Here is a 15,265-nt window from a genome sequence, read left to right on the forward strand (position 1 = left end):
TAGAAGAGTACACTTTTTCTATCAGGGTAAATAGAAGAAATAAAGTTTAACAACTTTTAAGGGTAAACCTGTTAGCATACAACTCAATAAGTATGTTTCAATATAATTATAAGCTTTACTGCAATTATGCTAGCTTATTTGTATTTTATATAGTAGGAGGATAAGACTCATGGAACAGGTCATACAGTTGCTGAAAAATATTGATAGCAGTCTCCACTACTATATTGATGAATATGGGGCAGCCATTTATATACTACTGTTTTTGATTGTTTATTTTAAAACGGCTTTTGTTATCCTGACCTTTTTGCCAGGGGATTCAATGGTCTTCGCGAGCGGTACTCTGGCGGCTGCCGGAGATTTGGATTTTAAAACCTTGTTAATGCTATTTGCTGCTGCAACTGTTTTGGGTGACAGCCAGAATTTCTTCATCGGGAAACAGCTCGGGAAGTTAAACTCCGAAAACCATTTTCTATACCGTTTAACATCAGATAAATCGATTGGCAAGGCGAAGGTTTTTTTGTCTGATTATGGAAGGGTAGCCATTACCTCTTCACGGTTTGTCCCGCTCATGAGAACCTCTGTACCATTTGTGTCAGGATACACAGGATATGAGTTTAAATCATTCTTAAGCTACAACCTTATTGGTGGATTGATGTGGACAGCCTTCTGGCTGACAGCAGGATTTTTACTCGGTAATATTGCCTGGGTAGAGAATAACTTATTTCTCACATTGTTGATGGTATCTTCTACTGCTTTTATTCCTGCAATTATTGGTTTTGTAAAACAATACAAAAAGGAAAGAGGCAGTAGCCTGATAGGCTGATGGAAATTTGTGCGATGATCAGCTAATGCAAAACCCGCCGGTGAAATTGATACCAGGCGGGTTTGTTGTTTCTAAGAAAATTATAAAATAATTTAGTTGTGGATAACTACATGTAGTTTTTTTAATCCAGCTCCAGCGCCTAGCCAGTTTTCATCCCAGGGAGTGCTTCTTCGAGTATCTTGCGAGAAGCGGTAGCTTTGAGCAGCTCGAGTCGCATGTCTAGCTGCGGCTCCTAACTCCTCGAGACGTTTCGGTCCTGCCAATGAAGTCAAAGAGCGACTTCACTGTCAGGCCCTCCAATGCTTGTCGGAGTTGGGCAGTCGCCTCCGCTTTTCGAATTTTCTAGTGTCGCCTCCTAGAAACTCCGAAACTTCAACTCCGCCGGCAGAAGCAAAAAACGCTTCTTTGTCGGAGTCTCCAGTTTCTTCGTTTCTGGACATCGGCTATACTTTTCGATTTCGGTCCGCCCAATGAAGTCAAAGAACGACTTCACCGGTCGGCCCTCTAAGGCACAGGAAGTGCAAACCCGCCAGCCACAGGACGTGGCAGTTTAGTTGGGCAGCGCTTGTCGGGGCTGAATGAGGCGCTTGCGCTTTTAGTTCAGTTTACTGTTTCAATTTCAGAATCATATCTTCATCCGGTGTCACGTATACGGTCTGCTGCTGTTCGTAAATCACGAACCCTGGTTTTGCACCAGCTGGCTTCTTCACATGTCGCACCTTGGTAAAGTCGACAGGGACAGAGCTGGAATTCCTTGCTTTGCTGAAGTAGGCCGCAATCTGGGCTGCCTCGAGAATGGTTTCTTCTGCTGGCTCTTTGCTGCGGATAACCACATGTGAACCCGGGATATCTTTTGTATGAAGCCATATTTCATCCCGGGCTGCCACCTTATTGGTTAAGTAATCATTTTGCTTATTATTTTTTCCAACCAATATTTCTGTTTCATCGGAAGAACGGTATTTTTCAAGCTGCGGCTTCAAGTTTTGCTTATTTTTATTACCTTTTTTCTGCCGAGCCCGAATATATCCACCCTCAATCAATTCTTCCCTGATTTCTTCGATGTCTTTTGGCGATGCGGCCTCTACCTGCTGAAGGAGAGCATCGAAATAAGATACCTCTGCTTTTGCTATTTCAATTTGTTCTTTTACAATATTGACGGATTTCTTGGCCTTTTGATATTTGGTGAAATATCTCTGGGCGTTTTCCGAAGGTGTTTTCCTAGGCTCCAGTGGAATCGTAATGGAAGAGCCGTCTTCGTCATAATAATTCACTACTGTAATTTCCTTCATGCCTTTTTCAGCCATAAAGATGTTTGCGGTCAGCAGCTCTCCGAATAATTGATACTGCTCAGCTTTTTTTGCATCTTCAAGAGTCGTTTCCAGTTTTTTTATTTTCTTATCATTTTTTTCTTTTTCATTTGCAATCAGTCTTTCGAGATCATTGCCCTGCTGCTTGACCCTGTCCCGTTCGGCCTTGCCAAAATAAAAACGGTCGAGCAGGCTGCTCAGGGAATCGAAGGATTTCGCCTCTCCCTTCAAATGCTCCAGGGGAATGAGGTAAAAAGCCTCCTTATTGGTTCCATTTGTGATCGAAGGTTTATAATGATGTTGTCTAAGCTGATCCATCATTGATATAAATGCCTTTGGAATGGTCGTGCGGTTGGCAAGTCCTGCTTTAAAGACGATTTCTCTTGCCAATACTGGTGACACTCCTGCAAAATTTGAAACTAGCTGCTTATCGAGTTTGCCTCCGTTAAAATCAATAAGCCTTAAGACATCCTCTTCCTGTGCCTCAAACGGGTTCATTTTTTCCTGCTGGGGAGGCATGACGTACTCTTGCCCGGGCATGATGGCCCTGTGTGTATTAACGGCAAATGAAACATGCTTGATGCTATCGAGAATCATGTTTCTTTGTTTATCGACGATGATAATATTGCTGTGGCGTCCCATGATTTCGACGATCAATTGTTTGTAGGATATATCGCCGATTTCATTTCTCCCTTTTATTTCAAAAATAATCATCCGGTCAAGGCCGGCCTGTTGGATATCTTCTATAATCGCCCCTTCAAGGTGTTTGCGAAGCAGCATACAGAACATAGGCGGTTCATTAGGATTATCGTATTGCTCATTTGTGATTTGGACTCTGGCGTAGCTCGGGTGAGCAGACAAAAGGAGCTTATGGTTAATCCCGTTTGCCCTCACAGCCAGGATTATTTCATTTTTATAAGGCTGGTGGATTTTATTGATTCGTCCCCCTTTAAGAAGGGTGGAAAATTCGTTTGTGATGGCTCTTGTAAACAATCCGTCAAATGACATGTGAAATACATCCTTTTCTATTTATCTGAAGCCTTGTCGGAGCTGACCAAGGCGCTTCCGCTTTTATATTGTCCAACTGCGGCTCCTAACTCCTCGAGACGCTTGTCTAGTGTCGCCTCCTAGAATCTCCAAAATTTCAACTCCGCCGGCAGAAGCAAAAAGCGCTTCTTTGTCGGAGTCTCCAGTTTCTTCGTTTCTGGACAGTCGGCTATACTTTTCGATTTCGGTCCGCCCATGAAGTCAAAGAACGACTTCAATGGTCGGCCCTCTAACGCTTGTCGGAGTCGGGCAGTCGCCTCCGCTTTTCTATTCTACAAACATCTTATCATTTTTTTGGACAGGGCTGAATAAGCTTTCTTTAGAGTAGGACAAACAAGGAGGAAGTGTGATGGCCCCATGAAGTTCCATGAGATGAATGAAAATGAAATAGCTAGTGCCTTAAGAACAGATTTTACAGAAGGATTGGAAGAAAAGGAAGTAAAACGCAGACGTGATCAGCATGGATATAACGCATTGGCCGAGGGGGAGAAACAATCGGCCCTGTTATTATTCTTCAGCCAGTTTAAGGATTTCATGGTATTGGTGCTCCTTGCAGCTACGTTGATATCAGGACTTCTCGGAGAAATGGTCGATGCAATCGCCATCATAGCCATTGTTCTTGTAAATGGTATTTTAGGGTTTTTCCAGGAAAGAAAGGCGGAAAAATCACTTGATGCCTTGAAAGAGCTTTCCGCTCCGCAAGTCCATGCTTTGCGTGATGGCGAGTGGACCAAGATTCCGTCAAAGGAAGTCGTACCTGGAGATATCCTTAAGTTCACAAGTGGGGACAGGATTGGAGCGGATATACGTCTGATTGAATCCAGAAGTCTGGAAATTGAAGAATCAGCATTGACGGGAGAGTCTGTTCCCGTACAAAAAAATACAAGTCCGCTGAGGATTCCTAATCCGGGACTGGGTGATATGGAAAATATGGCGTTCATGGGCACGATGGTCACAAGGGGAACTGGAACCGGTGTTGTCGTTGCTACAGGCATGAAAACTGCGATGGGCCAGATTGCTGACTTGCTCCAGACGGCTGAAGCACAGGAAACCCCGCTTCAGCGCAGGCTTGAACAATTAGGGAAAATCCTGATTACGGCCGCTCTTTTCTTAACCTTATTGGTAGTAGGAATCGGTGTGCTCCAGGGGCATGACCTGTATACAATGTTCCTCGCAGGGGTCAGTTTGGCAGTTGCCGCCATCCCTGAAGGTCTGCCGGCAATTGTTACTGTTGCGCTGTCACTGGGTGTCCAGAGAATGATCAGAAAGAATGCGATCGTCAGAAAGCTTCCTGCAGTGGAGACGCTGGGCTGCGCATCTGTCATTTGTTCTGATAAAACGGGAACGATGACTCAAAACAAAATGACCGTTACCCATCTGTGGAGCGGCAATAAAACCTGGACTGTGGATGGTGTGGGATACTCACCAACAGGATTATTCTTTTATAAAGACAAAAGCGTGGATCCGCATAGTGAAAAGTCATTGCAGCAGCTGCTGACATTTGGGATGCTTTGCAATCACGCTGATATGATTGATAAAGATGGCGAATACACTATTGATGGTGACCCTACTGAGGGTGCTCTGCTGGTAGCCGCAATGAAAGCGGGTTACAGGAGAGAAAGCCTGCTGGACCAGTTTGAAGTTGTTAACGAGTTCCCTTTCGATTCCAAGCGGAAAATGATGAGTATGATCGTGAAGGACAAAACTGGCCGAAAATTTGCTGTTGTTAAAGGTGCACCTGATGTCCTGATTGGATTAAGTGATTCAATTCTCTGGGAAGAAAGGCAGCAGCGCCTGACAAAAGATTTGACTGCTAAAGTCCAGGGGGCGATTGACGAGCTGGCTGGCAACGCATTAAGAACGATTGCCATTGCTTTCAAACCGATTCCGCAAAACACTGTCGTCCTTCATGAAAATGAAGCCGAAAAAGACCTGGTTTTCATCGGATTGCAGGGTATGATCGACCCGCCGCGACCTGAGGTGAAAACAGCTGTAAAAGAATGCCGCGACGCAGGTATTAAAACGGTGATGATTACTGGTGACCATGTTATTACCGCGAAGGCGATCGCTAGTCAGTTAGGGATATTAACCAAAGGAAGCAAAGTCCTGGATGGCAAGGCATTATCCGAGTTGTCTGTTTCAGAGCTAGAGGATATCGTCGACGATGTATCGGTTTTTGCGAGAGTTTCCCCAGAACACAAGCTTAAAATTGTAAAGGCTTTGCAAAACAGAGGGCATATTGTTGCGATGACTGGTGACGGCGTAAATGATGCACCAGCCATTAAAGCTGCAGATATAGGAGTGGCTATGGGGATAACAGGTACAGATGTAGCAAAAGAAGCATCTTCCCTCGTACTCCTGGATGATAACTTCGCCACAATAAAAGCAGCCATTAAGGAAGGTCGAAACATCTATGAAAATATCAGAAAGTTCATCAGGTACCTCCTGGCTTCCAATGTTGGGGAGATTTTGGTCATGCTGTTCGCGATGATCCTTGGCTTGCCTCTCCCGCTCGTGCCGATCCAGATCCTTTGGGTGAATCTAGTGACAGATGGCCTCCCTGCGATGGCATTAGGGCTTGACCAGCCTGAGGAAAATGTAATGAAAAGGGACCCGCGCCATCCTAAGGAAGGGGTATTTGCCCGGGGGTTAGGCTGGAAAGTCGTGTCAAGAGGTTTCCTGATTGGATTGATGACTCTGTTTGCCTTCATGATTGTCTATAATAGAAATCCAGACGACTTGGTATATGCACAGACGATTGCGTTTACTACACTCGTGATGGCACAGTTGATTCACGTATTCGACTGCAGGAGCGAAAAATCAATCTTCGCCCGCAACCCTTTTGAGAACAAATATTTAGTTTGGGCCGTTATTTCTTCGTTGGTCATGGTCCTTGTGGTGATCTATTCGCCAGTGCTGCAGCCAATATTCCACACTGTTCCAATAATGGCGATGGATTGGTTATTGATCCTTGGTTTATCGGCAATTCCGACATTTTTGCTTGCAGGAACATTTTTTGCAAGAAAAACAAAGAGAAATATGATATAATCCGTTAGGTAATAGAGAAGGCTCTATTGCCTTTCTTTTTTTTACTAATGCTCTTTCGTAATCTTTGCTGCATCTACAGCTGAAAGTTTTATGAAATCCTAAGCTCGGAAGTTCCTTTCGAGGGAAGGAGCGGAGTTGGAAAAACATAAATTTAGATATTACATAAATGAATAAGCCTGTTCCACGGGTCTACAGGAAACTCGACTTTTTAGAAAGAATGGATGTGTCTGAAATGGTCGTCAGTATGACTGGGTTTGGAAGGAGCAGGACTGAATCTGACAGGTTCAGTGTCACAGTCGAGGTCAAAACGGTCAATCACCGTTTTTGTGAATTCCATATTCGCATGCCCCGGCAGCTCCTGAAAACGGAAGAAAAAATAAAGAAGAAACTCGGCGAACATATAAAAAGAGGGAGAGTCGAAGTATTTGTAACTTTGGAGGGCGAAGGCATAGTTAGCCGAAGTGTACATATTGACTGGGCAGCCCTGGACGAATTAGTCCATCACATAACTGAAATCAAGAACAGGTACAGCATTACGGGGGATATTGAGCTCCGTGACATTGTCAGCAGGCAAGAAATCATCCATATTGAGGAAATAGAAGCTGAAAATGAAGAACTTGAACTTCTTGTCCTATCAGCCGCTGAGGAAGCAGGGAGCCAACTGGTCCAAATGCGTATGCTGGAAGGATCAGCACTTGAAAAGGATGTATTGCAGCATATCCAGCAGTTAAAAGAAAACATTACGAGCGTGAAGAAGCTGGCGCCAAGTGTTGTAAAGCAGTACCGTGAGAGGCTTCAAAAGAAAATGGCTGAATTGACGGATAGCCAGGCAGATGAAGACAGAATCCTTACTGAGGTTGCCTTCTTTGCAGATAAAGCTGATATTAGTGAAGAGATTGCCAGACTTGAAAGCCATGTAAGTCAATTCAAAGAAATTTTGAAGGCGAATGAGCCTCTTGGCAGGAAACTGGATTTTCTGCTTCAGGAAATGAATCGCGAGGTCAACACGATCGGTTCCAAGGCGAATGATTCAAGAATTGCCAGGGAAGTAGTCGAGATGAAAAGCCTCCTGGAAAAGGTTAAGGAACAAGTGCAAAATATAGAGTAGCGTTTAGAAAAGGCCTTAGAAGGTCAAAATAAATAACTGATGATTGGGGGACCATCATGGCAATCAAGCTTATAAATATAGGCTTCGGCAACATTGTTTCAGCTAACAGGATCATCTCGATCGTAAGTCCTGAATCAGCTCCAATAAAACGGATCATCCAGGACGCACGCGACCGTGGATCATTAATAGATGCAACATACGGAAGAAGGACGAGGGCTGTCATTGTCATGGACAGCGACCATGTCATTCTCTCTGCGGTACAGCCGGAAACAGTAGCTCACCGCCTGAATGACCGTGATGATATTATTGATGAAGGGTAGGACTATTTAATGCAGGAAAAAGGATTGTTGATTGTTCTTTCAGGACCATCAGGTGTTGGCAAAGGAACGGTCCGGAAAGAATTATTTTCCCAGCACGATACAGCTTTTGAGTATTCCGTGTCCGCGACAACGAGGCTGCCGCGTGAAGGAGAGCAAAATGGAGTAGATTATTTCTTCAAAACCAGGGAAGAATTTGAAGAAATGATCAAACAGGACCAATTGCTGGAGTATGCAGAATTTGTTGGCAATTATTATGGTACTCCAGTTGAGTACGTCCGCGAAACGCTCGATGCGGGAAGGGATGTTTTCCTTGAAATTGAAGTTCAGGGAGCAAGCCAGGTAAGAAGGAAATTCCCTGAGGGACTTTTCATTTTCCTTGCGCCGCCCAGCCTTTCGGAACTTGAAAACCGGATCGTGACAAGAGGCACAGAAACAGAAGATATCATCAAAGGCAGGATGAAAGCTGCTAGAGAAGAACTCGAAATGATGGAATTATATGATTATGTTGTTGAAAACGACCATGTTGAAAATGCAGCACAGCGAGTTAAATCAATCGTTGTTGCGGAACACTGCCGCAGGGAACGAGTTCAACATCGTTATAAAAAAATGCTGGAGGTAGAATAAATGCTTAATCCTTCTATTGACTCTTTAATGACAAAAATTGATTCAAAATACTCATTGGTATCGGTTGCGGCAAAACGCGCACGCAGCATGCAGGTCCATATGGATGCTAAGCTAGATAAGTATGTTTCCCACAAATTCGTAGGCAAGGCACTCGAAGAAATCAACGCAGAAAAGCTTCATTTCAAGACAGCAGGAAGCCATGAAGAGTTAAATATCAACGAATAACACCGCGATAACAACCTATTTATTGGGTTGTTATTTTTTTGTTTGTGCATAGGCCATGTTGGAAGGTTGCAATATGACTTGTCTTGCCTATTTCATGCTTAATCTGTGAAAAAATGTTATAGTTCAATCATAATGATAGTTTGTTGTAAAATGGGGGTTCTCTGACATGCTGAACGGTAAAAAAATTCTATTGTGCGTGACCGGTGGGATCGCTGTGTATAAGGGTGCTGCGTTGACGAGCAAGTTGACCCAGGCTGGTGCTGAAGTGAAAGTTATCCTTAGTGATTCTGCAGCTAAATTCGTTACTCCGCTCACTTTTCAGGCATTGTCTAGAAGTGAAGTTTATACAGATACATTCGATGAGAAAAATCCGGAAAACATCGCCCATATCCATTTAGCTGATTGGGCTGATTTGATCATAATTGCCCCGGCGACTGCCAATATCATCGGCAAGCTTGCAAATGGGATCGCTGACAATATGATATCTACTACACTTCTTGCCGCGACTGCACCAGTATGGGTTGCACCAGCGATGAATGTACATATGTACCAGCACCCTGCTGTCAAGAAAAACATGGAGACGTTAAGAAGCTTTGGGTATGAATTTATCGAACCCGGAGAAGGGTATTTGGCATGTGGCTACACAGGTAAGGGCCGTCTTGAGGAGCCTGAGACAATCGTCGAGCTTGCTGGCCAGTTTTTCGCTAATAAGGGCGGGGATCTATCGGGACAAACTGTCTTGATTACTGCGGGCCCTACAAGGGAAAAAATCGATCCTGTCCGCTTTCTGACCAACCATTCAACTGGCAAGATGGGGTACGCAATCGCAGGGGAAGCTGTGAAAATGGGTGCAAGGGTGATCCTTGTTTCAGGGCCCGTCAACCTTGACCCTCCAAGGGGAACCGAATTGATCATTGTGGAAAGTGCAGAGGAAATGTATCAGGCTGCCCTGGCACATTTTGATGATGCAGATGTCATGATCGGTACTGCAGCCGTAGCGGATTACCGTCCGAAATATATCTATGAAGAGAAAATGAAGAAAAAAGAAGGCGACCAGGCTCTTGAGCTTGAAAGGACGAAGGATATACTGTTTGAGCTCGGACAAAGGAAAACGGGCCAGGTGATCGTAGGGTTCGCAGCAGAAACCAATGATGTCGAAATCCATGCGAAGGGCAAGCTTGCCAGAAAAAATGCAGACATGATTGTGGCGAATAACGTCAAACAGGAAGGCGCTGGCTTTGGGGCTGACACAAATATTGTCACCATTTACAAAAAGGATGGTACGTCCGTTAAACTGCCTTTGATGTCAAAATCGGATGTCGCCCGAAAAATCCTTGCCGAAGTGATTCACTGTTTTAAAAAGGATGAAAGCTTATGAATATAGCAAGCGTTATTGTCGATGTGCCTGCAAAGCAAACTGACAAAACCTTTGACTATAAAATACCTGAAAAATTCAAAGATGTGATTAAACCAGGGACAAGGGTTATCGTTCCGTTTGGTCCAAGAAAAATCCAGGGATTTGTAAGGGACCTTAAGGAAGAGTCCAGCTTCTCTAAGCTCCGCTCAATCATCGAACCACTTGATTTGACACCCGTACTGAATGAGGAACTTCTCGAACTCGGGGACTGGCTGACTGAACATACACTAAGCTATAAAATCTCCTCTTACCAGGCAATGCTTCCAGCAGCATTAAAGGCTAAATACGAAAAGAAGATCATCCTGGCGAAAGATGCAGATGCGAACGAGCTCCCTGAAGATTTAAAAGAGTTATTCGGGGGGAATGGTGAAGTCAAATGGGAGGATGCGGTATCCAGAGGCCTGGTACAGCAACTGCAAAGAGAAGCAGCCTCCGGCAAGGTTGATGTTGTATATCAGGTAAAGGACAGAGTACGAAAAAAGAAACTCAAGCATGTAGCCCCGAAGGTTGGTCCTGACCAGCTGGCAAAGGAAAGGGATAATCTTTCGCCACAGGCTTCGGGACAGCAGGCTGTACTGGATTTCTTTCTTGAACACCCGGATCCTGTTGAACAGAGGCTGATTCTCTCCACTCTTGGAATCTCCCAGGCATCAATACAGTCACTGGTAAAGAAAGGTATGCTGAAAGTAGAAGAGCTGGAGGTATACAGAGACCCATATTCAGAACGGGAATTTGAACGGAAAATGGCTCTCGAACTGACAGTTGAACAAGAAAAAGCGATTGGCCCCATCCTTTCTGCAATTGAAAAGGACTTGCATGAAGTCTTTCTTTTATATGGCGTGACAGGCAGCGGTAAGACTGAAATTTATCTGCAGTCCATTCAGGAGGTATTGAGTAAAGGCAAGGAAGCGATTGTGCTTGTGCCGGAAATTTCATTGACGCCGCAAATGGTCACGCGCTTCAAGGAGCGGTTTGGTGATTTGGTGGCTGTCATGCATAGCGGTCTGTCTGCGGGCGAGAAGTATGATGAATGGCGGAAAATCCAGCGCAAGGAAGTAAAAGTGGTGGTAGGAGCGAGATCAGCGATTTTTGCTCCATTCGAGAATATAGGGATCATTATCATCGATGAAGAGCATGAAACGAGCTATAAGCAAGAAGAGAACCCAAGATACCATGCTAGGGACGTGGCGATCCAGAGGGCTAAGACAAATGCTTGTCCAGTCGTCCTCGGCAGTGCGACTCCCTCACTTGAATCATTTGCCCGTGCGCAAAAAAGAAGGTATACTTTGCTCTCTCTCCCAAAGCGGATGAATAATCAGGCGCTGCCAACCGTTGAAATCGTCGATATGCGAGAGGAATTGCGAACAGGAAACCGCTCGATGTTTTCGGTAAAGCTTTTTGAAAAGATAAAAGACAGGCTTGAGAAAAAAGAGCAGACCGTCCTGTTTTTGAATAAACGCGGGCATTCGTCGTTTGTAATGTGCCGTGATTGCGGGTATGTCATGAACTGTCCGCATTGCGATATCACGCTGACATACCACCGATATAATGAGCAGATGAAATGCCATTATTGCGGTTATGAAGACAGGGTGCCGACCATTTGTCCTGAATGCAACAGTGAGCATATCCGCTATTTCGGGACCGGAACACAAAAGGTTGAGGAAGAACTGTTAAAATTGATTCCTGAGGCGAGAATCATCAGGATGGATGTGGATACCACTGGCAGGAAAGGCTCACATGAAAAGCTGCTCACGGCATTTCAGGAGGGCCAGGCGGACATTTTACTCGGTACGCAAATGATCGCGAAAGGGCTGGATTTTCCAAACATTACATTAGTAGGTGTCCTTTCAGCAGACACCATGCTGAACCTGCCCGATTTCCGGTCTTCTGAAAAGACCTTCCAGCTATTAACACAAGTAAGCGGGAGGGCTGGAAGGCACAAGCTTCCCGGAGAGGTAGTAATCCAGACTTATACACCCGAGCATTACAGTGTCGAGCTTGCCGGAACACAGGACTATGACAGGTTTTACCAGCAAGAGATGCTGATGCGGAAGGTTCACCAGTACCCGCCGTTTTACTATCTTTCCCTTGTAACTGTCAGCCATCAAGAATTGATGAAAGTAGTGTCAGTCACAGAAAAAGTTGCGAAGTTCATCTCTTCGAGGCTGTCGAATGAAGCCGTTGTACTGGGACCTGTAGCATCGCCAATACCACGGATCAACGATAGATATCGCTATCAATGTCTGATAAAATACAAAAAGGAACCAGAACTGAAGAATGCCCTAAAAACAATACTTGATCATTACCAGCAGGAAACAGGGACAGGTGGGTTGCAGATTTCTGTCGATCTAAACCCGTATATTTTGATGTAATGATTCCTTTTTAAGCCGTTTTTTTTCTAGCGTTTTATACAACAAGCATGCATGGACCCGGTTGCCGGGGAAGCTACGAAAAGTGAGGCTTTTAAAACAACAAGTTTACGAAACATGTTTTCAGGAAAGTTTATGAAAAAAGATGATTGAACAAGCTAATACTACTATTTAAATGGATTTATTGGAGGATTTATTTTGGCAGTAAGAAAAATAGTAAATTATCCAGCGGACATTTTGGAGCAGGAATGCGAAAAGGTCACAGCTTTCGATAAAAAACTGGCAAAGCTGCTGGATGACATGTATGATACAATGATTGAATTTGATGGGGTCGGCCTGGCCGCTCCTCAAATAGATATAAAGAAACAAATTGCGATTGTCGATATCGATGATGAGCACGGTACGATTGAATTGATCAACCCTGTTATCCTGGAAACCCGCGGTGAACAAACAGGACCTGAAGGGTGCTTGAGTTTCCCGGGATTATACGGTGAGGTCACCCGCCCGAATTATGTAAAGGTTAAGGCGCAGAACCGTAAAGGGAAAAGCTATGAACTAGAAGCAGAGGAGTTCTTGGCAAGAGCAATCCTTCATGAGATTGACCATTTACACGGAGTGCTATTCACCACCAAGGTGTCAAGATATATCGAAGAAGCTGAGTTAGAGGAGTTGAACCAGGAATGACAAGAATTGTATTTATGGGGACTCCGGATTTTTCTGTCCCGGTTTTGAGGAGATTGGTCGAAGAAGGCTATGACGTAGTCGGAGTGGTTACCCAGCCTGACCGCCCAGTTGGAAGAAAACGGATCATGACTCCGCCTCCTGTAAAAGCAGCAGCGCTGAAACATGGCATTACGGTTTATCAGCCGGAGAAAATCCGCCAGCAGGAGGAGCTCGATAAAATTTTGGCCCTTGAACCAGAATTAATTGTCACAGCTGCGTTTGGTCAAATCTTGCCAAACAAACTCCTAGAGGCACCAAAGTTTGGCTGTATAAATGTCCACGCATCCCTTTTGCCAGAGCTACGCGGTGGAGCGCCAATTCACTACGCCATCATCTCCGGCAAAGAAAAAACAGGTATAACGATTATGTATATGGTAGAAAAGCTGGACGCTGGCGATATCCTTACACAGGTGGAAGTCCCGATTACCGAAACAGATACTGTTGGAACACTGCATGATAAAATGAGCTCAGCTGGTGCTGACCTTTTATCAGAAACGATTCCCAAGCTGTTAAAAGGGGAGATTACTCCGGTTCCGCAAAACGATGAAGATGCTACCTTCGCATGGAACATCAAACGCGAACAGGAAAAAATCGATTGGAATAGAGCTGGCGCCGAGATTTATAACCATATCCGCGGCATGAATCCCTGGCCTGTTGCCTATACGACTATGGATGGATCGGTGATAAAGGTGTGGAGCGCCGAAAAGGCAACTTATACAGGAAACGACCAACCTGGTACAATCGTAAAAGTTGAAGAGGATGGTTTTGTTGTTGCGACTCGTGATGAAACCGCAATAAAAATTACCGAGCTTCAGCCAGCAGGCAAGAAAAAGATGGATGCGAAGCAGTTCTTGCTGGGTGCAGGATCTAATTTACAGCCAGGCGTTAAGTTAGGAGACAACAATGAGTAAAAAGAAAAATGTCAGAGATACAGCATTGCAGCTCCTTGAAACCATAGAGAAGAACCAGGCCTACAGCAATCTGCTCTTGAACAATGCGATTGATAAAAATGAAATCAACCCGATTGACGTAGGCTTGCTGACAGAATTGGTATATGGCACGCTTCAGCGAAAAATGACCATCGATTTTTACCTGAAGCCATTTATCGAAAAAAATAAAAAGCTTCAAAGCTGGGTCATCAATCTGCTTCGTATGACACTGTACCAGATGGTCTACCTGGATAAGATTCCGGAAAGAGCGGCTATATTTGAAGCAGTGGAAATTGCAAAACGCAGGGGACATAAAGGCATTGCCAGTCTAGTGAATGGTGTGTTGAGGAGCATTCAGAGAAATGGATTGCCTTCACTTGATACCATCACAGATCCTGCTGAAAGAATTTCCATTGAGACCAGCCATCCATTGTGGCTCGTAAGAAGGTGGGTCAACCAATTCGGTGAGGAAAAAACACGTGAAATGTGTGAAGTGAATTTAACTGCTCCGCTCCAGACGGGCAGAATCAACTTGACGAGAATCTCCCGTGATGAATGCCTCGACCTGCTAGAGGAAGAAGGATTTGAAGTTGAGCCGAGTCCCATCCTGCCAGAAGCAGTAAAGTGTCTAAGAGGCAATCTTGCTTCTTCCAAAGCTTTCAAGTATGGCCTATTGACCATCCAGGATGAGAGCTCCATGCTCGTTGCCCACGCACTGGGCATTAAAGAAGAAGAGGTTATTCTTGATGCATGTGCAGCTCCGGGAGGGAAAACTACTCATATCGCCGAGAAGCTCAACAATAGCGGAAAAGTAATTTCACTCGACCTGCATGAGCACAAGGTCAAGCTAATTTCTGATAACGCTGTGCGCCTCGGTCTCGAAAATATCGAAGTACAAAAAATGGATAGCCGCCAGGCTTCAGCACAATTTGAAAAAGAATCGATTGACCGGGTATTGCTGGATGCTCCTTGCTCCGGACTCGGAGTGATGAGACGTAAGCCGGATATGAAGTATACTAAGAAGGAAGAGGATTTAACACAGCTGCAAACCATACAGCTTAGCCTTCTCGAATCAGTTGCCCCGCTTTTAAAAGCCGGAGGTACACTTGTTTATAGCACATGCACCGTTGATCGTGAAGAAAACCAGGAAGTAATCGAAAAATTTTTAAGCGAGCATCCCGAATTCGAAGGAGATCACTCATTTGCAGAAAGAATGCCTGAACCAATCAAACCATTGATCAATGGCTATGATGTGCAGGTTCTTCCGCAGGATTTTGGCTCTGATGGGTTTTATATTGCTTGTTTAAGGAAGAAGGTGGAATAAC

Annotated in this window: 14 protein-coding genes; 11 read left to right on the forward strand and 3 right to left on the reverse strand. The window is 44.6% G+C overall.

The genetic code is table 11. The features are described from left to right. Positions 1–169 precede the first annotated feature (169 nt). A complete protein-coding gene (locus tag J7I80_RS03055) occupies positions 170–823 on the forward strand; it encodes a VTT domain-containing protein (RefSeq protein WP_214735940.1) in 654 nt (217 codons plus the stop codon). A 355-nt stretch (positions 824–1,178) separates the two neighbouring features. Here the strand turns inward: J7I80_RS03055 and J7I80_RS03060 are convergent, their stop codons facing one another. The 3 genes from J7I80_RS03060 to J7I80_RS03070 all read right to left on the reverse strand — a co-directional run bounded on the left by J7I80_RS03060 (position 1,179) and on the right by J7I80_RS03070 (position 3,395). After that, on the reverse strand, positions 1,179–1,316 hold the full coding sequence (locus J7I80_RS03060; protein WP_214735941.1) for a hypothetical protein: 138 nt from the start codon (positions 1,314–1,316) through the stop codon (positions 1,179–1,181). 112 nt (positions 1,317–1,428) lie between these two features. Beyond that, the gene (locus J7I80_RS03065) at positions 1,429–3,138 is read right to left on the reverse strand and encodes an Rqc2 family fibronectin-binding protein (RefSeq protein ID WP_214735942.1); all 1,710 of its coding nucleotides are present in this window, start codon (positions 3,136–3,138) and stop codon (positions 1,429–1,431) included. Between the two features lie 119 nt (positions 3,139–3,257). Continuing rightward, positions 3,258–3,395 (reverse strand): hypothetical protein, encoded by a 138-nt coding sequence (locus tag J7I80_RS03070; protein ID WP_214735943.1) that lies wholly within the window; start codon positions 3,393–3,395, stop codon positions 3,258–3,260. 139 nt (positions 3,396–3,534) lie between these two features. Here J7I80_RS03070 and J7I80_RS03075 point away from each other — a divergent pair, with 139 nt between their 5' ends. The 10 genes from J7I80_RS03075 to rsmB all read left to right on the forward strand — a co-directional run bounded on the left by J7I80_RS03075 (position 3,535) and on the right by rsmB (position 15,264). Continuing rightward, a complete protein-coding gene (locus J7I80_RS03075; RefSeq protein WP_214735944.1) occupies positions 3,535–6,225 on the forward strand; it encodes a calcium-translocating P-type ATPase, SERCA-type in 2,691 nt (896 codons plus the stop codon). 232 nt (positions 6,226–6,457) lie between these two features. Further along, positions 6,458–7,333 (forward strand): YicC/YloC family endoribonuclease, encoded by an 876-nt coding sequence (locus tag J7I80_RS03080; protein ID WP_214735968.1) that lies wholly within the window; start codon positions 6,458–6,460, stop codon positions 7,331–7,333. Between the two features lie 56 nt (positions 7,334–7,389). Beyond that, positions 7,390–7,653 carry an extracellular matrix/biofilm regulator RemA gene (remA, locus tag J7I80_RS03085; protein ID WP_023614949.1) on the forward strand — a complete coding sequence of 88 codons (264 nt, stop codon included), beginning with the start codon at positions 7,390–7,392 and terminating at the stop codon, positions 7,651–7,653. Between the two features lie 9 nt (positions 7,654–7,662). Next, on the forward strand, positions 7,663–8,277 hold the full coding sequence (gmk, locus tag J7I80_RS03090) for a guanylate kinase (RefSeq protein ID WP_192470294.1): 615 nt from the start codon (positions 7,663–7,665) through the stop codon (positions 8,275–8,277). Beyond that, positions 8,278–8,502, forward strand: a complete 225-nt coding sequence (rpoZ, locus tag J7I80_RS03095) for a DNA-directed RNA polymerase subunit omega (protein ID WP_041965989.1) — start codon at positions 8,278–8,280, stop codon at positions 8,500–8,502. A gap of 166 nt (positions 8,503–8,668) precedes the next feature. Continuing rightward, entirely contained in the window at positions 8,669–9,880 is a 1,212-nt protein-coding gene (gene coaBC, locus J7I80_RS03100) for a bifunctional phosphopantothenoylcysteine decarboxylase/phosphopantothenate--cysteine ligase CoaBC (RefSeq protein WP_214735945.1), read from the forward strand. After that, entirely contained in the window at positions 9,877–12,291 is a 2,415-nt protein-coding gene (gene priA / locus J7I80_RS03105; RefSeq protein ID WP_214735946.1) for a primosomal protein N', read from the forward strand. The genes coaBC and priA overlap by 4 nt, the downstream gene beginning before the upstream one ends. Before the next feature lie 195 nt (positions 12,292–12,486). Continuing rightward, positions 12,487–12,972, forward strand: coding sequence for a peptide deformylase (def, locus tag J7I80_RS03110; RefSeq protein WP_214735947.1), 486 nt, complete (start codon positions 12,487–12,489; stop codon positions 12,970–12,972). Next, positions 12,969–13,922: a methionyl-tRNA formyltransferase gene (gene fmt / locus J7I80_RS03115; RefSeq protein ID WP_214735948.1), complete on the forward strand. Its 954-nt coding sequence runs from the start codon at positions 12,969–12,971 to the stop codon at positions 13,920–13,922. The genes def and fmt overlap by 4 nt, the downstream gene beginning before the upstream one ends. Then, positions 13,915–15,264, forward strand: coding sequence for a 16S rRNA (cytosine(967)-C(5))-methyltransferase RsmB (gene rsmB / locus J7I80_RS03120; RefSeq protein WP_214735949.1), 1,350 nt, complete (start codon positions 13,915–13,917; stop codon positions 15,262–15,264). Before fmt ends, rsmB begins: the two co-directional genes overlap by 8 nt. Position 15,265: the final 1 nt, after the last annotated feature.

It is taken from the genome of Bacillus sp. ISL-41 (genome assembly GCF_018613235.1).
Classification (GTDB): Bacteria; Bacillota; Bacilli; order Bacillales; family Cytobacillaceae; genus Mesobacillus.